This is a genomic window from Streptomyces sp. NPDC052701, assembly GCF_040678355.1.
Lineage (GTDB): Bacteria > Actinomycetota > Actinomycetes > Streptomycetales > Streptomycetaceae > Streptomyces.
Genome location: NZ_JBFATO010000035.1, coordinates 1 through 17,868, shown reverse-complemented (window position 1 = coordinate 17,868; position 17,868 = coordinate 1). Strand labels below are relative to the sequence as shown.

General features: G+C 74.8%; 10 protein-coding genes. 3 read left to right on the top strand and 7 right to left on the bottom strand.

Annotated elements, in window-relative coordinates:
* Nucleotide 1: 1 nt before the first annotated feature.
* From paaD to paaA, 4 genes are all read right to left on the bottom strand, one after another.
* Nucleotides 2–502 carry a 1,2-phenylacetyl-CoA epoxidase subunit PaaD gene (paaD, locus tag AB0L29_RS28975; RefSeq protein WP_365831208.1) on the bottom strand — a complete coding sequence of 167 codons (501 nt, stop codon included), beginning with the start codon at nucleotides 500–502 and terminating at the stop codon, nucleotides 2–4.
* Nucleotides 503–570: 68 nt separating this feature from the next.
* A complete protein-coding gene (gene paaC / locus AB0L29_RS28970; RefSeq protein ID WP_365831113.1) occupies nucleotides 571–1,368 on the bottom strand; it encodes a 1,2-phenylacetyl-CoA epoxidase subunit PaaC in 798 nt (265 codons plus the stop codon).
* Nucleotides 1,352–1,663 (bottom strand): 1,2-phenylacetyl-CoA epoxidase subunit PaaB, encoded by a 312-nt coding sequence (paaB, locus tag AB0L29_RS28965; RefSeq protein ID WP_365831111.1) that lies wholly within the window; start codon nucleotides 1,661–1,663, stop codon nucleotides 1,352–1,354. Before paaB ends, paaC begins: the two co-directional genes overlap by 17 nt.
* Nucleotides 1,660–2,784, bottom strand: coding sequence for a 1,2-phenylacetyl-CoA epoxidase subunit PaaA (gene paaA / locus AB0L29_RS28960; RefSeq protein WP_365831109.1), 1,125 nt, complete (start codon nucleotides 2,782–2,784; stop codon nucleotides 1,660–1,662). The genes paaB and paaA overlap by 4 nt, the downstream gene beginning before the upstream one ends.
* A 334-nt stretch (nucleotides 2,785–3,118) precedes the next feature.
* Here paaA and AB0L29_RS28955 point away from each other — a divergent pair, with 334 nt between their 5' ends.
* The 3 genes from AB0L29_RS28955 to AB0L29_RS28945 are packed head-to-tail and all read left to right on the top strand — an operon-like array spanning nucleotide 3,119 to nucleotide 5,631.
* Entirely contained in the window at nucleotides 3,119–3,370 is a 252-nt protein-coding gene (locus AB0L29_RS28955; protein ID WP_365831107.1) for an acyl carrier protein, read from the top strand.
* A complete protein-coding gene (locus AB0L29_RS28950; RefSeq protein ID WP_365831105.1) occupies nucleotides 3,370–4,848 on the top strand; it encodes an AMP-binding protein in 1,479 nt (492 codons plus the stop codon). The genes AB0L29_RS28955 and AB0L29_RS28950 overlap by 1 nt, the downstream gene beginning before the upstream one ends.
* 51 nt (nucleotides 4,849–4,899) lie before the next feature.
* Nucleotides 4,900–5,631 carry a 4'-phosphopantetheinyl transferase superfamily protein gene (locus AB0L29_RS28945; RefSeq protein WP_365831103.1) on the top strand — a complete coding sequence of 244 codons (732 nt, stop codon included), beginning with the start codon at nucleotides 4,900–4,902 and terminating at the stop codon, nucleotides 5,629–5,631.
* Between the two features lie 66 nt (nucleotides 5,632–5,697).
* Here the strand turns inward: AB0L29_RS28945 and ccrA are convergent, their stop codons facing one another.
* From ccrA to AB0L29_RS28930, 3 genes are all read right to left on the bottom strand, one after another.
* Nucleotides 5,698–6,933, bottom strand: coding sequence for a crotonyl-CoA carboxylase/reductase (gene ccrA / locus AB0L29_RS28940; protein WP_365831101.1), 1,236 nt, complete (start codon nucleotides 6,931–6,933; stop codon nucleotides 5,698–5,700).
* Nucleotides 6,934–7,023: 90 nt separating this feature from the next.
* On the bottom strand, nucleotides 7,024–10,836 hold the full coding sequence (locus AB0L29_RS28935) for a beta-ketoacyl synthase N-terminal-like domain-containing protein (RefSeq protein WP_365831099.1): 3,813 nt from the start codon (nucleotides 10,834–10,836) through the stop codon (nucleotides 7,024–7,026).
* A partial coding sequence (locus AB0L29_RS28930; RefSeq protein WP_365831097.1) for an amino acid adenylation domain-containing protein occupies nucleotides 10,829–17,868 on the bottom strand: 7,040 nt, incomplete at its 5' end. The genes AB0L29_RS28930 and AB0L29_RS28935, both read right to left, overlap by 8 nt.

Below are 17,868 nucleotides of genomic sequence, written 5' to 3'. Positions count from 1 at the left end.
CTCACAGTGCGCTCAGGTGGGGGAACAGCTCCTGGCACGCCGTGCACCGCAGCACGGACTGGCAGCGGGCCGGCCCGAAGGGACTGTGCGGCCGGGTGGCCCGGGAGCCGCAGTGCGGGCAGGGCACCTGGGCCAGTCCGACGGGGACCGGGCCGTCCGCCGCTGCGGGCACCGGCGGGGCGATGCCGTGGGCGGCGAGTTTCTCCCGGCCGGCCGCCGTGATGCGGTCCGTCGTCCACGGCGGGGACAGGACCTGCCGCACCCGTCCCTCGGGGTGGCCGCTCTCGGCGAGGACGTCCCGGATCGCGGAAGTGATGGCGGGCAGTGCCGGGCAGCCCAGGTAGGTCGGGGTGATCTCCACTTCGAGCACTCCGTCGGCGGCCGGGGCGACCGAGCGGATCACGCCGAGGTCGCCGAGGCCGATCATCGGCAGCTCCGGATCGGGCAGCGCCTCCACCAGGGCCCGGACCTCCGCCGCCGCGCGGGCGGGGCGCAGGGGCACGACGGGCCGTGGCGCCGGGGGTGCCGTACGGGGCGACGCCGGCCGCGTCGCCGGGAAGGTCCGGGCGTTCACCAGCGGCCTCCCGGGAACTGGCGGTGCACCGACTGCATCTCGGCGATCAGCGGCCCGAACTCCTCGGTGTGCAGGCCCGCCCGCCCGCCCCGGGCCTGCCAGTCCGGGGTCGGCACGGTCAGGCCCGCACGGGTCACGACCTCGCTCACCCGCCGCTCCCACACCGGGCGCAGCGGGGCCGGCGAGGGCACCGTGCCGGCCGCCACGAGGTGACGCAGCACGTCGTCCTCCTCGAACAGTTCGGCGGTGTAGGGCCACACCCGCTCCAGGCCCCGCTGCATACGGCGGGAGCTCTCGGGGGTGCCCAGACCCAGCTGCAGCGTCCAGTTGTCGGCGTGCATCCGGTGGAAGGACACCTCCCTGGCGGCCCGCTCCCCGAAACCGGCCAGCCGGGCGTCCGCGCAGCCGGCCAGGGCCTCGTAGTACAGGACCGCGTAGTGGGTGTACGCGAGCTGCCGGGCTACGGTCACCGCGAAGTCCCCGCCCGGCAGTTCGGTCAGCAGGGCGTTGGTGAACTCGCGGTCGGTGCGGGTGAAGGCGAACTCGTCCTCGGTGCGGCCGGTTCCGTCGACGCGTCCGCTGAGGGTGAGCAGCGTGCGGGCGTGGCCGATCAGGTCGAGGGCGATGTTGGACAGGGCCATGTCCTCCTCGATGGTCGGGGCCCGCGTGATCCACTGGCACAGCCGCTGCCCGAGGACGAGGGCGTCGTCGCCCAGGCGCAGCAGGTGCACGGCGAGGTGGGCGTCGGCGCGGACGTCCTCCGCTGCCGCGGCCGGGTCAGTCGAGGTGGTCACCGTCGGGGCCTTTCTCGGTCAGCGGCGCGAACTGCTCCGGGTACCGGTAGGGCTTGTGCAGGGCGCCCGCGAAGAACGGGTCGCGTTCGTCCGGGGAGGCCGCGTGCACGGCGTCCGAGCGGACCACCCACAGCGACAGCGGGTCACCGCGCCGGATGTACAGGTCGCGGGCGCGCAGCAGGGCCGTGTCGGCGTCGGCGGCGCGCACCGACCCCACGTGCTGGTGGGCCAGGCCCCGGCGCGGCCTGAGGAAGACCTCCCAGGACGCCGGGGCGCCCTCCCGTTCCCGGCTCATACGCGCTCCTCCGCCCGGTTCCGCGCGGTCCGCGCCGCGTCCGTGTCCGTGCTCATGCCCGGGTCCGTGCTCATGCCCGGGTCCGGGTCCGTGCCCGTGCCTGTGTCCGGGGCCGGGGGCGGCCCGTCGGCCCGCAGGCGCGCGGCGTACGCGGCGGACGCCTCCCGCACCCAGGCGCCGTCCTCGTGCGCCGCGCGCCGGTGTGCGACGCGCCGGCGGGACCAGTGCGTGTCGTCGCCGAGCGCCGCGCGGTAGACGTCCCAGTCGACCGGTGTGAAGTCGTAGTGGCCGCGTTCCTCGTTCCAGCGGATCGCCGGGTCCGGGAGGGTGAGCCCGAGGCGTTCGGCCTGGGGGACGCAGCTGTCGACGAAGCGCTGGCGCAGCTCGTCGTTGGTGTGGCGCTTGATGCCCCAGGCCATGGCACGGCGGGAGACCGCGGCGCCCAGTGCCGCGGTGCGGGCGTCGGCGCCGCCCGCCTCGGTGTCGGGCGGGCCGAACATCAGCGCCACGGCCGGCAGCCACCAGCGGTTCACCGCGTCCTGGGCCATCGCCTTCTGCTCCGGCGTGCCCTCGCACAGGGCGCGCAGGAGGTCGTACCCCTGCCGCACGTGGAAGGCCTCCTCCTGGCAGACGCGGCGCATCGCCCGGGCGTACGGCCCGTAGGAGGTGCGGCACAGGGGCGCCTGGTTGATGACCGCGGCGCCGTCCGTCAGCCAGGCGATGGCGCCGGTGTCCGCCCACGTCAGCGCGGGGTGGTTGAAGGTGGCCGAGGCCCGCTGCTGACCCCGGTGCAGGGCGTCGAGCAGGTCGGCCCGGTCCACGCCGAGGGTCTCGGCGGCGGAGTAGAGGTACATCCCGTGCCCGGCCTCGTCCTGGACCTTGGCGATGAGCACCGACTTGCGGTACAGGGAGGGGGCCCGGGTGAGCCAGGCGCCCTCCGGCTGCATGCCGATGATCTCGGAGTGGGCGTGCTGGGCGATCTGACGGATCACCATCCGGCGGTAACCGTCGGGCATCCAGTCGCGGGGTTCGACGGTCTCCCCCGCGGCGATGAGGCCGTCGAAGTGGGCGAGCAGCTCGTCCTGCGCGGCGGACGCGGTGCCGGCCGTCGGTGCGCTCATGCGGCGCCTCCGCGTCCGGTCCCCGCCAAGGCGGTCACGTACCGGCCCTCGAGCCGGACGTATGGCCTGGGCACTGGCATCACTCCTTCGGCACTCCTCGGACTTCGGCACGCCCAGCGCGTCACGGCGCCCGGTCCACCGGGCGGGCGCGGCCTCTGTTCCGGAAAGAGGCTCCGCACCGGCCCCGCTATCCCCGCGCCGACCGATACGGGCGCGTGACAAAGGTCACGCCGAGCTGCGGGGATTGCGGTCCGCCGCGCGGCCCTCTTGTTGGGGTGACAAGGCACCCACGGGATCCGCCCGGCGGCCACCGGCCGCGGCGAAAGGGGAAAGCATGAGCACCATCAGGGAGTTGCTGGTCGAACTCACCGGTACCGCGGAGTTCGCCGACGCCGAGCGGATCGGGGACGACGTCGACCTCGCCGCGAGCGGCATCGACTCCGGCGACCTGGTGCGTCTCGTCCTGCTCGTCGAGCAGCGGCTCGGCGTGGAGATCACCGCCGACGACATGGAGGAGCTGCGCACGATCGCCGACTACGAGCGGTTCACGGCCGAGCGCTCCGGCGCCGGCGCCGGCGGTGCGTGATGTGGCTGACGCAGCTGCTGGAGCGCAACCGCCAGTGCTACCCGGACCGGCTGGCCCTGGTGGACGAGCGGCGCCGGCTCACCTGGACGCAGTTCCACGACCGCACGCTCACACTCGCGCGGGGACTGGCCGAGCTCGGCATCGAGCGCGGCGACCGCGTCGCGGTGCTGTCCAAGGACCGCATCGAGGTCCTGGAGACCTACTTCGCGCTGGCCCGGCTGGGCGCGCTGTTCGTCCCGCTCAACCACAGCCTGGCCGTGCCCGAGGTCGCCGGCATCGTCGAACGCGTCGGTGCGGTGGCCGTCCTCGGCGAGTCGGAGCTGCTGGACCGCCACCCCGAGCTGCCGGCGTCGGTGCGGATCAGGATGGCTCTGGACAAGCCGGCGTTCGAGGCCCTGGGCACCCTGGCCGCCGAGCGCGACCTGCCCGAGGTGGCCGACACCGACCCGATCGCCGTGCTGCACACGTCGGCGACCACCGGACAGGCCAAGGGCGTCACGGTCGACAGCGCCTCGTTCCGCGCCATCGCCCTGGGCTGGCTGGTCATGGCACGGCCCACCGACGACATCGTCATGGTCAACTGCTGCCCCCTCTACCACGGCAGCATGGTGGTGTCCCTGACCTACCTGGCCGCCGGCGCCACCGTCGTGCTCATGCCCGGCTTCACCCCGCAGCGGGCGCTGGCCGCGGTGGAGGAGCACCGCGCCACCCACATGTGGCTGGTCCCGCAGATGCTCCGCTTCATGCTCCAGGCCAAGGGCGCCGGGCGCGCCGACCTGTCCTCGCTGCGGGAGGTCCTCTACGGCGCCGCCCCCATGCCCCTGGACGTGTACGCCGACGCCGTGGAGCGCCTCGGCTGCGGCTTCCGGCAGGTCTACGGCATGACGGAGGTCGGCGGGCCCTTCGTCACCCTCGGCCCCGACGAGCACCCGGCCCCGGGGGACGTCACCGCCCGCATCCCCTGCGGACGGGTGGTGCCCGGCATGTCCGCCCGCGCGGTCGACGGGACCGGGCGGGAACTGCCCCGCGGCGAGATCGGCGAGATCGTGGTGCGCGGGCCGGGCGTCATGCAGGGCTACTGGAACGACCCCGAGGCCACGCGCGAGATCGACCTCGACGGCTGGATCAGGACCGGTGACCTCGGCTTCGTCGACGAGGCGGGCCGCATCCACCTCGTGGACCGCACCAAGGACGTCATCATCCGGGCGGGGCAGAACGTGTACCCCTCGGAGATCGAGCGCGCCCTGATGTCCCACCCGGCGGTCCGGGACGCGGCGGTCGTCGGCATGCCCGACGAGGACTACGGCGAGGTGCCGCTGGCCTACGTCGTGGCCGAGCCGGACACCCGGGCCGCGGACCTGCTCGCCCACGTCGGACAGCTGCTCGCGCCCTACAAGCGCCCGCGGCGGGTGGAGTTCATCGAGCAGGTGCCCCGCAATCCCGCCGGGAAGATCGTCAAGAAGCTGCTGCGGGCCTGACGGGTGCGCCCGCGTCCGTACCCGGCTCCGGCGGCCGGCCGCTCCGCGGGCGTGCTCACGGCCGCACCGGCCGCCTCGGCGCCCGCACCGCCCGCACCGGCCGGCGCGGGCGCCGAGGTGGCCGCCCGGCTCCGCCCGCTGTGGCCGGCGTGGGCGGCGGCCGGGCTCGGCCTGGGCGTCGCCGTCGTCTCGGACCCGCGGGCCGTCCCCGCCGGGCCGGCCGAGGAGGCCGCGGCCGCGGTGATGCCGCCGCGGCGCCGGCTGGAGTTCCTGGCCGGCCGGCTCGCGGCGCGGCGCGCGCTGCGCGCGGTGGGGCTGGACTGCGGGGAGATCCCGCGGGCGGGCCGCCTGCCGGGGTTCCCGCCCGGACGGGCGGCGTCGATCACGCACAGCGCGGGGGTCGCGGTGGCCGTGGCCCGGGCGCCGGGCCGGGACGTCCCGCTCGGCTGCGATCTGGAACTGCGCCCCCTGCCCGCCGAAGCGGCGCGGCTGGTGCTACGCGAGGACGAGGAGGAACTGCTGCACGCTCCCGGACCGGGTGCGGTGCCGTGGTCCGTGACCTCGCTGTTCTCGGCGAAGGAAGCCGCGTGGAAGGCGCTGCACACCGGGCCGTGGGGCCTTCCCGCCGACGCGCTCGGGAGCCTGCGCGACCTGCGGGCGCGGGCGCTCCCCCACGGACTGCGGATCGAGGCGCGGGCGGACCCGGAGCTCGCCGTGCGCGTCGGCGTGGTCGCGGTCGGCGCGGGCGTCTTCAGTACGGTCCTGGGCCGGGCCGGCCGCTGACCGCCGGGAACACCGCGGCCCCTTCCCCGCGCCCGGCGCGCGGAGCAGGGGCCGTCGTGCGTGGTGTCACGCCTGCGCGTTGACCAGGACCGCCATGTTGCCCGCCGGGTGACGGTTGTCGTGGATGAGCTGGTGCGCCAGGCCGATCTCCTCGAAGCCGAAGGTCCGCGACAGGCACGGGTCGACGAAGCCCTGGTCGATCAGCCGGGTCACCTCGCGGGCCTCACGGGCGCTGGCCACGTGCGAACCCTGCAGCCGCTTCTGCCGCATCCACAGGAAACGCAGGTCCACGTCGCCGTTGTAGCCGGTGGTGCCGCCGCAGATGACGACCATGCCCCCGTTGGAGCACAGGTACATCGACGTGGGGATGGTGTCCGCGCCGGAGTGCTCCAGCACGATCCGCGGGCTGCGGCGTTCGCCGAGCACCTCCCAGAAGCGCCGCCCGAAGGCGCGCGCGCCGGACAGCCAGCGGGCCATCGCCGCCTCGTCGGAGGTGTCCGGCATCCGGCCCCAGTGGTCGAACTCGCGCCGGTCGATCCACCCCTGGGCGCCGAGCTTCATGCAGAACTCGCCGCGCTCCTCGCTGGAGACGACCGCGACGGGGATGCCGCCGACGTGCCGCACGAGCTGGATGGCGATGCAGCCCAGGCCGCCGGCCCCGCCCCAGATCAGGACCGGGTCGCCGGGCCGGACCGTGTGCGGCTGCCAGCCGAAGAGCTGGCGGTAGGCGGTGGCGGCCGTCGCCATGTAGCAGGCGGACTCCGCCCAGGACAGGCGGGCGGGCTTGGGGTGGCACATGTAGTCGTCGACGACGGCGAACTGGGCGAAGGAGCCGTAGTTCTCCTCGTAGCCCCACACGCGCTGGGTGGTGGAGAAGGCCGGGTCGGCGCCGAGGCGGATGTCCTCGGCCGTCTCGTCCCACCGGCTGGCGAGGACGACGACCTCGTCGCCCAGCTCGACGTCCCGCACCCCCTCGCCGACGGCCCACACGATGCCGGACAGGTCGGAGCCGCCGATGTGGAAGTCCTCGGTGGCGCCGGCCTTCTGCCGGGCGGTGATCACGTCGAGCGGATGCCCGAGGGCGGCCCAGACGTTGTTGTAGTTGACGCCGGCCGCCATCACCTTGACGAGCACCTGCCCGCGTCCGACCGGGGGCACGTCGACCACCTCGGTGCGGAAGGCGTCGACGGGCTGCCCGTAGCGTTCGCGGCGGATCAGCGAGGCGTACATCTTCTTCGGCACGGTGCCCATCTCGGGCGCGTCGCCCAGTTCGTAGAGGTCCTGGGGGGCGGTTCTTGTCATGTGGGGTCTCCTGGACGGTCGGGGCCCGCGGGACGGGCTGGGAGGGGGCCCGGCCGGGGAGAGGGCCGGGCCAGGGAGAGGGGCGGTCGGTCAGGGGGAGGTCTCGCGCAGCGCCTTGGCGACCGCGGCGCCGATCAGCGCGATGGGCTCGGGCTCGGTCATCTCGTAGTGGCCGCACGGCACCCGGTGGTCCTGGAGGGTGCCGTCGACGTACGGCCGCCAGGCGTCGGCCTTGTCCGGGAGCACCGCCAGGTCGCCGGGGAAGTCGGTGGCCTGCTCCTGGGCGGCGCTGAAGAACAGCACGTCCCCGCGGAAGACACCGGGCGCGAACTGGGGCGCGATGCGCAGGTTGTTGCGCATGACCGCGGCGATGGCCGCGGCCTCGGCGCGGGTGACCGGCGAACTCGCCGGATCGGCCGCCAGGCCGGCGTCGATGCGGTCGAGGACGGCCGTCACGTCCGGCACCTCGGCCGCTCCCGGCTCGACGGGCAGCCCGGCCACCCTCGTCAGCAGGGACGCCACCTGCCGTTCGACCGCCGCGGCGTCGTGGGGCATGCCGTGCGGTTGGGGAGCGTCCAGCATGGCCAGCAGTTCCACCCGCTCGCCCTGCTCCTGCAGGGCGCAGGCCATCGCGTGCGCCACGAAGCCGCCGTAGGACCAGCCCAGGAGCCGGTAGGGGCCGTGCGGTTGCACCTCGCGGACGAGGCCGACGTAGGAGGCGACCATGGACGCCGCGTCCGGCGCGGGCGGCCGGGTGCCGTCGAGGCCGAGGGCCTGGATGCCGTAGACCGGCTGGCCGCCGCCGAGGTGGGGCAGCAGTCCCGTGTAGCGCCAGGACACGCCCGCCCCGGGGTGGATGCAGAACAGGGGGGTGGCGTCGCCCTCCGCCCGCAGCGGCAGGAGCGGGGTCAGCGCGTTCGAGCCGCCGGACGCCTGCGCCGAGGTGTCGTCGGCCGCCGCGAGGAGGCCGGCCACGGTGGGCGCGGACAGCAGGGCCGCGGCGGGCACGTCGAGCACACCGGCCTGGCGCAGCCGGCCCGCCAGCACGACGGCGCGCATCGAGTCGCCGCCCAGGTCGAAGAAGTTGTCGTGGACGCCGATGCCGCCGATGCCGAGGGTCTCCTCCCACAGGCGGGTCACCGCCTGTTCGCGCTCGCCGCGCGGGGGCACGTGCTCGGTCGTCAGGCGGGGCCGCGGGCCGAGGGCGGGCCCGGCGTCCACCGCGGTCCCGGCGTCCGGCGCGCCGGGGGCGGTGCGGGCGCCGGGGGCGTCGATCCAGTGGCGGTGCCGGTCGAAGGCGTAGGGGGGCAGCGGTGCGCGCCGGGGCGTGCCCGGCACGTCGGGGAGCGCGGTGTCCACGCCCGCGCTCCACAGCCGGCCCAGCGCCTCGGCGAGGACGAACCCGTCGGCGGCGTCGGCCTTGGCGTGCCGCATGGTGGTCACCGTCACCGGCGCGTGCTCCGCGAGCTGGGCGGCGGCCAGCTTGGTCAGGGTGTCCCCCGGTCCGATCTCCACCAGGACGGGACGGAGGTCCCACAGGGCGGTGATGCCGTCGGCGAACCGCACGGTGTCGCGGGTGTGGTCGATCCAGTGCCGGACCGAGGTCGCCTGCGCGTCGGTGATCCAGGTGCCGGTGACGTTGGTGACGAACGGGATCCGCGGCGCGCGCAGGGTGACGCCGCGCAGGTGCTCCTCGTACGTCTCCAGCACCGGGTCCAGGACGTGGGAGTGGGCGGCGACCGGTATGCGCAGCCGGCGGAACGGGACGCCGCGGCGGGTGAGTTCCGCCTCCAGGCGGGCGACGGCGTCCTCGTGCCCGGCGACGGTGCACGCGGCGGGGCCGTTGACGGCGGCGAGGGACAGTTCCTCGTCCAGGAGCGGCAGGACCTCCTCGACGGGTGCCGCCACCCCGGTGGTCGCCCCGCCCGCGGAGCTGATGAGCCGGATGCGTTCGGTGACCAGGGGCAGCATCTCCTCGAGGTCGATCACCCCGGCCAGGCAGGCGGCCGTGTACTCGCCGAGCGAATGGCCGATGAGCGCGTCCGGGCGCACCCCGGCGGCCATCAGGGTGCGGGCGAGGGCGTACTCGGTGACCACCAGGGCGAGGAACATGCTCGTCCTGTCGGGATCCCGTCCCTCGACCAGGGTGTCGCGCAGGTCGCCGCCGAGGGCGGGGCGCAGGATGCGCGCGCACTCGTCGACGGTGTCGCGGTAGACGGCGTGTTCGCGGTAGAGCTCCGCGCCCATGCCGGGGTACTGGGTGCCGCCGCCCGGCAGCAGGAACGCCACCCGCGCGGGCTCGTCCGACAGGGGCGGCGTCGCGGGCACGGCGGTGCGCAGCGCGGACAGGGCCTCCTCGCGGGAGGCGGCGGTCACGGCCAGGCGGTGGCGCAGCGCGGGCCGGTCGGCGCGCAGGGAGTGCGCGACGTCGTCCAGGCGCAGTTCCGGCCGCTTTTCGAGGTGGCGGGCGAGCGCCTCGGCCTGGCCGCGCAGGGCGCCGGCCGTGCGCGCGGACAGCGGCAGCACCAGGCGGTGGCCGTCCGCGGGCCGCCGGGGCGGGGCGGGCGCGGCGGGCGGCGCCTCCTCCAGGATGACGTGGGCGTTGGTGCCGCCGATGCCGAAGGCGCTGACCGCGGCCCGCCGGGGGTGCTCGCCCGCGGGCCAGTCCTCCAGGGTGGTGGGCACCCGGAACGGGCCGCCGGCGAAGTCGATGTGCGGGTTGGGCCGTTCGAAGTGCAGGCTCGGCGGGATCTGGCGGTGTTCCAGGGCCAGGACGGCCTTGATGAGCCCGGCGATGCCGGCGGCCGCTCCCAGGTGGCCGATGTTGGTCTTCACCGAGCCGAGGGCGCAGTAGCCGCGGCGCTGCGTGGACTGCCGGAAGGCCTCGGTGAGCGCGGCCACCTCGATGGGGTCGCCCAGGCGCGTGGCGGTGCCGTGCGCCTCGATCAGGCCGATGGTGTCGGCGTCGATCATCGCCTGGGCCTGCGCGGCGAGGATGACCTCGGTCTGGCCGGCGGCGCTGGGCGCGCTGAAACCGACCTTGCGGCGCCCGTCGTTGTTGACGGCGCTGCCCCGGATGACGGCGCGGATGCGGTCGCCGTCGGCGAGGGCGTCCTCCAGCCGTTTGAGGACGACGGCGCCGACGCCGTCGCCGGCGGAGGTGCCGGCCGCGTCCTCGGCGAACGCGCGGCAGTGTCCGTCGGGCGAGAAGGGGCCGCCGGGCACGTGCCGGTAGCCGAGCAGCGCCGAGGGGTTGACGGAGACGGCGGCGGCCAGCGCGGTGTCGCACCGGTAGTCGAGCAGGTCCTGGCAGGCGGTGTGCACGGCGACGAGCGCGGTGGAGCAGGCCGTCTGCAGCGACACGCTCGGGCCGGTCAGTCCCAGTTCGTAGGAGACGCGGGTGGCGAGTGTGCCCAGGGAGTTGGCGGTGGCCGCGTGCACGAGCTCCACCGAGCCGGGCTGTCCGGCGTAGCGCGGGTACACGTGGGCCGGGTAGTAGCGGCTGTCGCCGCTGCCCGCGTACACACCGAACGTGCCGGTCGCGGCGCCGGAGCCGAGGCACGCGGCGTCCTCCAGGGCGTGGTACGCCGTCTCCAGCAGCAGCCGCTGCTGGGGGTCGACGACGGCCGCCTCGGCGGGGCTGTAGCCGAAGAACCCGGAGTCGAAGCGGTCGATCCCCTCGATGACCGACGCCATGCGGACCAGCGTGGGGTCGTCGAGGTCGCGCTCGGATCCTCCGGCGGCCAGGAACTCCTCGTCGGTGACGGGCCGCACCGACTCGCGTCCGGCGGCCAGGTTGTCCCAGAACGCGTCCAGGTCGTCCGCGCCGGGGAAGCGGCCCGCCATGCCGATCACGGCGACGGCCGGTGCCTGCTCGTCCTGCGGTTCGGTGGTCTCAGGCATGGCCTCGGTCCTTCCCTTGCCGTGCGGAGCGGCGGGCGCGGGCCGCGCGCTGCCGCTGGGCTCGTTCCTTGGCGCGGTCCAGGCCGTTCGGCCCGGTCCCGGCGGTTTCCGGTGGCGTCCGCGGGTCCGCCGTCGGCGGAGTGTCCGTGGTCTGTGTGGTTTTTGTGATCTGTGTGGCCTGTGGTCCGGTGAGGGTCGACAGGTGGCGGGCCAGGTCGCGCACGGTGGGGTGGGCGAACAGGTCGACGACCGGCAGGTCGGTTGCGAAGGTGCGGTTGACGGCGCTCTGGGCGGCGACCAGCAGCAGCGAGTTGCCGCCCAGGTCGAAGAAGTTCTCCTCCCGGCCGACCCGGTCGCGGCCCAGCACCTCGCACCACAGCCCGGCGAGCCGGTCCTCCAGCGCCCGCAGCCGCTCCCCCGCGTCGCCGGAGGACGCCGTCGTCTGCCGGGCGCTTCCGGCCGCGCGCAGCACCCAGTGCTCGTCGTCGGACACGCCCGCGGCGCGGGCGGCGTCGGCTGCGGTGCGGTAGAGGGCGCCCAGGTCGGTGCCCTCGTCCAGGGTGAGGCGGGCGGCCAGGCGGCGGACCTGGCGGGCGGGGGCGGCCAGGTGGCTGCGGATCCAGGGGGCGCTGCGGTCGGCGCCGATCAGCAGGTGGGGCTCGTCCAGGGTGCGGGCCAGGTCGAAGGAGCGCAGCGCGGCACCGGCATCCAGCAGCCGGTAGCCGCGGGCCTCGGTGAGCGCGCTCAGGCGGTAGCCGCGGCTCATGCCGCGCTCGCGCCACATGCTCCAGGCCAGGCTCTGCGCGGGCAGGCCCAGGGCGCGGCGGTGCACCGCGAGCGCGTCGAGGTAGGCGTTGGCGGCGGCGTAGGCGGTGTTCAGCGCGCCGCCGAAGTAGCCGTTGACCGAGGAGAAGGTGACGAAAGAGGCCACCGGATGCTCCTCGGTGAGCCGGTGCAGGGTCCAGGCGCCGTGCACCTTCGCCGCCAGGGCCTGGCGCCAGGCGGCGGGATCCAGGTCGCCCACGGGGCGCTCGACGAGGGTGCCGGCCAGGTGCAGCACCGCCGTCAGCGGCGCGTCCCAGTGCTCGGCGGCCGCCCGGACCGCCTCGCGCACCTGGTGTTCGTCGGTGACGTCGGCGCACGCGTAGCGCACCTCGCCCAGCTCCCGCAGCCGCCGGTAGACCTCGGCACGGGCCGCCTCGGTTTCTTGCGCCGCCCCGGCTCCCCGGGCGGGCAGGTCCCCTCGCGCGGTTTCGGTGTCCTGGGCGGGCAGGGGGGTGCGGCCCAGGACGAGGAGGCGGGTGCCGGGGGTGCGCAGCAGGTGGGCGGCGAGTTCGGCGCCCACTCCGCCCAGGCCGCCGGTGATCAGGGTGAAGCCGTCGGCGACGGGAGCGAGCGGTGCGGTCTTGGGGGGTGTGTCGGGCAGCGGGGCCAGGCGGCGCACGTAGCGGTGTCCGCCGCGGTGGGCGACCTCGGTGTCGGCCGGGACACCGCCCGCCTCGGCCAGCAGCACGGGCAGCGGGTCCTGCTCGCCGTGCGGGTCAAGGTCGAGGTGGACGCACCGCAGTCCGTTCAGTTCCTCGCGCAGCGACTTCAGCATCGCACCGGCCATGGCCCGCACCGGGGAGGGCCGCTCGCCGGCGGCGATGGCCTGGGCGCCCGCCGTCACATACAGCAGGTCGACCCGGCCCGCCCCGCCCGACCGGCCGGCAAGAGCCCGAGCGAGCACCAACAAGGGCTCGGTGACGGCCTCGGCGGACGCCGGGTCGGCCATCTCTCCGGTGTGCAGCGCGCCGAGGTGCACGACGGTGTCGACTCCCCGCCCGTCGGCCTCCAGGGCCCGCAGCAGTGCCGTGTAGTCGGCTTCCTCGGCGGGCCGGATCCGGTAGTGGGCGGCGTCCAGCCGGGCATACGACGTCCCGTCGCTCACCACGGTGCACAGCCCGCCCCCGGCCCGCAGTGACCGCGCCAGGCGCCGGGCGAGGTCCTGGGCCTGCGGGTCGCTGCCGGTGAGGAGGAGGGTGTGCCGACCGGATGCCGCTATCGGGTGAGGGTGGCGTTCGGCCCGCTGCCATACCGGCCGCAGGAACCAGTCGGGCAGGGTGGCGGCGCTGCCGGTCAGCAGCTGGGTTTCGCGGACGGTGTCGTCGAAGTCGCCCGCCTCGAAACTCTTGCGCAGCCTGGTGCGCTGGATCTTGCCGATCTCGGTCTTGGGGATCGCCCCGGGCTGCACCGGGACCAAGAAGGCCGGGCTGACGCCGATCTCCCGGGTCACCTTGCCCGCGATCTCCCGCAGCACCGCGGCCAGGTCGTGGCCGGGGGCCGGGTGGAAGAACAGGGCCAGCTCGTCGGTGGTGGCCGACGCATCCGAGCGCACCGCGACCGCGGCGGTGAAACTGCGCACCACCTGCGGCAGTTCCTCCACACACGCCTCGATCTCGTGGCTGTAGTGGTTGACGCCGTTGACGATGATGACGTCCTTGGCCCGGCCGGTGATATACAGCTCGCCCCCGCGCAGGAAGGCCAGGTCACCGGTGTCGAACCAGCCGTCCCCGGTGAACGCCTCGGCGTTGGCCGCCGCGTTGTCGTGATAGCCGCCGGTCACCGAGGTGCCGCGCACCTGCAGCCGGCCCACCTCCCCCTCGGCCAGCACCGTGCCGTGCTCGTCCACCACCCGCATGGCGAACCCGGGATAGGGCAGCCCGCAGCTGACGAACGTCTCGTCGCTGTCCGGTGCCTCGCCCGGCAGCACCGCATCGGTGACCACCGAACAGGTCTCCGACATGCCCCAGCCCGGATGCATCACATCCTGCGCCAGCCCGAACGGCTTGAGGGTGTGCAGGAAGCGGCGGGCCGCGCCGGCCACCACCACCTCACCGGCGTTCATCACCAGCCGCATCGCCGACAGGTCCCAGGCCCGGCCGGCGAACCGCTCGGCCTGCCCGGCCAGCAGCCCGAAGGCGAAGTTGGGCGCCCAGGTCACACTCACCCGGTGCCGGTCGGCCAGATCCATCCAGCGCAGCGGATCCTGCAGGATGTAGGAGGTCGGTGCGTGGATCTGCCGGCAGCCCAGATACACATCCCGCAGGTGGAACATCACCACCCCGGTGACGTGGTCCAGCGGGATCCAGTTCAGGGACACGTCCCGCTCGCCCAGATGGTTCATCTGCTCGGTGGCCGCCGACCGGGTCAGCACGTTGCGGTGGGTCAGCCGCACCGCCTTGGGCAGGCCCGTGCTGCCCGACGTCATCAGCATCAAGATCAGCTCATCGGGCCCGGCCGCATACCAGTCGCGGTCCTCGGGCGCCTGGCGCAGCGCGTCGGCCGTGACCAGCCGCAGCCCCGGCCAGCCCTGCCGGGCCGCCAGGCCGCGCAGCCCCGCCGAACACACCACCCAGGGCCGGCCCAGCATCCGCCAGATCCCCTCCAGCTTCGCCAGCGCCGCCGACGACGTGTCATAGGAGGCCGGGACCGTCAGCGGCACCGCGACGAAACCACCCAGGATGCAGCCCCACAGCACCGCCAGGAAATCCTCGCTGGCATCACACTGCAAGATCACCTGATCGCCCGGGCGCAGCCCGGCCCGCCGCAGCCCCGCCAGCACATGGGAGGCCTCGCTGAGCAGGGAGGCATAGCTGCGCCGGTGCTCACTGCCATCGGCGTGCACGTGCACGATGTCGCCCCGGGCCCGCTCCGCGGCCCGCACCAGCGCCTGCGCCCAGCCCGACACCGACGGCTCGACCAGCCCCGGCCCCTCACTGAGCGCCGGAACGGCGGAGGCGGACCCGGTGCGCGGTCCCTTGGCCGATACCGGCGACGCGGCGCGCCGGGGCAGACCGGCGTGCCTACGGTCCAACTCCTCCGGAATGTTCTCCACCGACACCTCGGCCGCGGCCACACCGGGCACACCGGCCAGGCGCTCCCCCCAGGCCTCGGCCGCAACACGGTCCACCAGGGGCAGGGCACGCAGCGCCTCGGCGTCCAGCACACCGTCGGCGGTGCGGGGCAGGGCGTTGACCGCCGTGACCCGCACCGCGCCGTGACCGGCCTCCTCAAGGACCCGCTCGACCCGCTCGGCGGCATCCGCACGACCCGGCACCACGTACAGGCACGACGGCGCACCGTCGGCGCCGGGCAGGGCGACCGCGTCGCGGATGCCGGGCACGGACAGCGCCGTGCCCTCCAGCTCGGCGATATCCACCACCTCGGCGGTGTCGGCTCCGGGGACCGCGGCCCGGGTGCGCGGGGGCGGGGCAGGAAGGTCCCCGACCCTGCGCTCCGGGTCCGCGCACACTTCCCGCAGCAGTTCCCGCAGGGCGCGGGCGAACTCCTCGGCGGTGGAGGCGTCGTACAGGTCCGTGGCGTACTCGACGTGCAGGTCGAGCCCACCGGGGGTGCCGTCCGCGCCGTGCCGTTCGAGGACGTCGACGAAGAGGTCGAACTTGGCGGTGCCGGTGGCCGTCGGCCGCAGCGGCACCTCGTGCTCCCCCAGCCGGAGCACGGCGGGCTCGTTGTTCTGCAGGGCCAGCATGACCTGGAACAGCGGGTGGCGGCCGGGCCTGCGGGGCGGGTTGAGCTCCTCCACCAGCCGGTCGAAGGGCAGGTCCTGGTGGTCCAGGGCCGCCAGGTCACCCGTGCGCAGCCGGGCGACCAGCTCCCGGAAGGCGGGATCGCCCGAGGTGTCGGCCCGCAGCACCAGGGTGTTGGTGATCAGGCCGATCAGGTCGTCCAGGGCGGGTTCGGTGCGGCCCGCCACAGGGGTGCCCAGGACGATGTCCTCACCCGCGCCGCAACGGGTGAGCAGGGCGCTGACCGCGGCGTGCAGCACGACGAACAAGCTGGCGCCGGTGCGGTCGGCGAGGCCCAGCAGGTCCCGGTGCAGGGCTGCGTCCACGGTCTCGGTGACGTGGGCGCCGCCGCGCGGTGCCGCGGGGCGCGGACGGTCGCCGGGCAGGGTGCACTCCTCGGGCAGACCGGCCAGCGTCTCGCGCCAGTGCGCGGTCAGCCGCTCCAGCCGCCCCGTGCCGTCCGGGGCGGGTGCCAGCAGGGCGCGCTGCCACAGGGCATAGTCGGCGTACTGCACCGGCAGCGGGACCCACTCCGGCGCCCGGCCCGCGCACCGCGCCGCATAGGCGGCGGTCAGGTCCTCGGCGAGAGGACGCAGCGACCAGCCGTCGGCTGCGCTGTGGTGCAGGACCAGCAGCAGGGTCCGCTCCTCCCCCGTCCCGAACAGCCAGGCGGCCAAAGGGCTTTCGCCGGTCAGGTCGAAGCGGTACCGGGATGCCGCGGTGATGTGCGCGGCGACCTCGTCGGCCGGACAGTCCACACACCGCAGGCGCGGACGCAGTTGCCCCGGCGGCAGGATCCGCTGGTGGGGCGCGCCGTCCTGCTCGGCGAAGACCGTGCGCAGGCTTTCGTGCCGGTCGGCGAGGTCACCGAGCGCCGCGTGCAGCGCATCGGCGTCCACGGCGGAGTCGAGCGGCACGACCAGCGGGATGTTGTAGGTGGCCGCCGAGTCGTCGAGCCGGTTCAGGAACCACATGCGTTCCTGGGCGTAGGACGGCGGGACGAGTTCGGGGCGGTCGACGGCACCGAGCGCCAGACGGACGGGAGCCGTACCGGACAGGTCGGCGAGCCGCTGCGCCAGCGCGGCCGGTGTCGGGCCGTCGAACAGGGCGGTGATGGGCACCTCCGCACCGGTCTCGTGCCGCAGCCGGGCCAGCAGGCGGGTGGCGAGCAGCGAGTCGCCGCCCAGGTCGAAGAAGTTGGCGTCGGCGCCCACGGTGTCGCGCGGCAGCCGCAGCACGTCCTCGAACAGGCGGCACACCAGCGTCTGCTGAGGAGTCTCCGGGCGGGCGCCGGCCGCGACGGCGGTGAAGTCGGGCGCGGGCAGGGCATCGGTGTCGAGCTTGCCGTTGGGGGTCAGCGGCAGCGCGTCGACGCTCACACAGGCCGCGGGGACCATGTGCTCGGGCAGGTGGGCCGCGGCGTGGGCGCGCAGCTCCGCCGGGCTCGGCGGCTCCTGCCCGGCGGGGACGGTGTAGGCGACGAGCTGCTGGGCGCCGCTTTCGGCACGGCGGACCACCACGGCGACCCGGGAGACCCGCGGGTGGGCGGCGAGGACGGCCTCGATCTCGCCCGGCTCGACGCGGAAGCCGCGCAGTTGGACCTGCTGGTCGGCACGGCCCAGGTATTCGAGGGTGCCGTCGGCGCGGCGCCGGGCCAGGTCGCCGGAGCGGTACATCCACGTGCCGGGCGGACCGAAGGGGTCGTCCAGGAAGCGCTCGGCGGTCAGCTCGGGCCGGTCGAGGTATCCGGCGGCCACGCCCGCACCGGCCACGTACATCTCGCCGGTCGCACCGGGCGGCACCGGGCGCCCCGCGGCGTCCAGCAGGTACACCCGCAGATCCGCCAACGGCCTGCCGATGACGCTCGTCCGCCGAGGGTCGGTCAGGTCGGCCGGGGTGATGCGGTGGTAGGTGACGTGCACGGTGGTCTCTGTGATGCCGTACATGTTCACCAGTGCCGGGCTGTCCAGGCCGTACCGGTCGGCCCACGGACGCAGCCGCTCGGGACGCAGGGCCTCACCGCCGAAGATGACGTAGCGCAGCGCGCCTGCCTGATCCGGGTCACTGCCGGACGTCCGCTCGCCGTCGGCGTCCATGAGCTGTTCGAAGGCGGAGGGTGTCTGGTTGAGGACGGTCACGCCCTCGCGGTGCAGCAGTTCCAGGAAGTCGCGCGGCGAGCGGCTGACCGCATGAGGGACGACGACGAGCCGGCCGCCGTGCAGCAGGGCGCCCCACATCTCCCACACCGAGAAGTCGAAGGCGTAGGAGTGGAACAGCGTCCACACGTCGTCCTCGCCGAAGTCGAAGTGTTCGGCCGCGGCGGCGAACAGACGCACCACGTTGGCGTGCGCGACCGGCACACCCTTGGGTCGGCCGGTGGAACCGGAGGTGTGGATGATGTACGCGATGTCCGACGGGCTCGTCGGACCCCGGCGCTCGGTCTCGGCCAGCTCGCCGGCCGGCC

What these genes read in the sequence shown, in the direction of transcription:
- paaB (WP_365831111.1), bottom strand. Translation starts at nt 1,663, where the DNA reads ATGAGCCGGGAACGGGAGGGCGCCCCGGCGTCCTGGGAGGTCTTCCTC.
- ccrA (WP_365831101.1), bottom strand. Translation starts at nt 6,933, where the DNA reads ATGACAAGAACCGCCCCCCAGGACCTCTACGAACTGGGCGACGCGCCC.
- AB0L29_RS28950 (WP_365831105.1), top strand. Translation starts at nt 3,370, where the DNA reads ATGTGGCTGACGCAGCTGCTGGAGCGCAACCGCCAGTGCTACCCGGAC.
- AB0L29_RS28935 (WP_365831099.1), bottom strand. Translation starts at nt 10,836, where the DNA reads ATGCCTGAGACCACCGAACCGCAGGACGAGCAGGCACCGGCCGTCGCC.
- AB0L29_RS28955 (WP_365831107.1), top strand. Translation starts at nt 3,119, where the DNA reads ATGAGCACCATCAGGGAGTTGCTGGTCGAACTCACCGGTACCGCGGAG.
- paaA (WP_365831109.1), bottom strand. Translation starts at nt 2,784, where the DNA reads ATGAGCGCACCGACGGCCGGCACCGCGTCCGCCGCGCAGGACGAGCTG.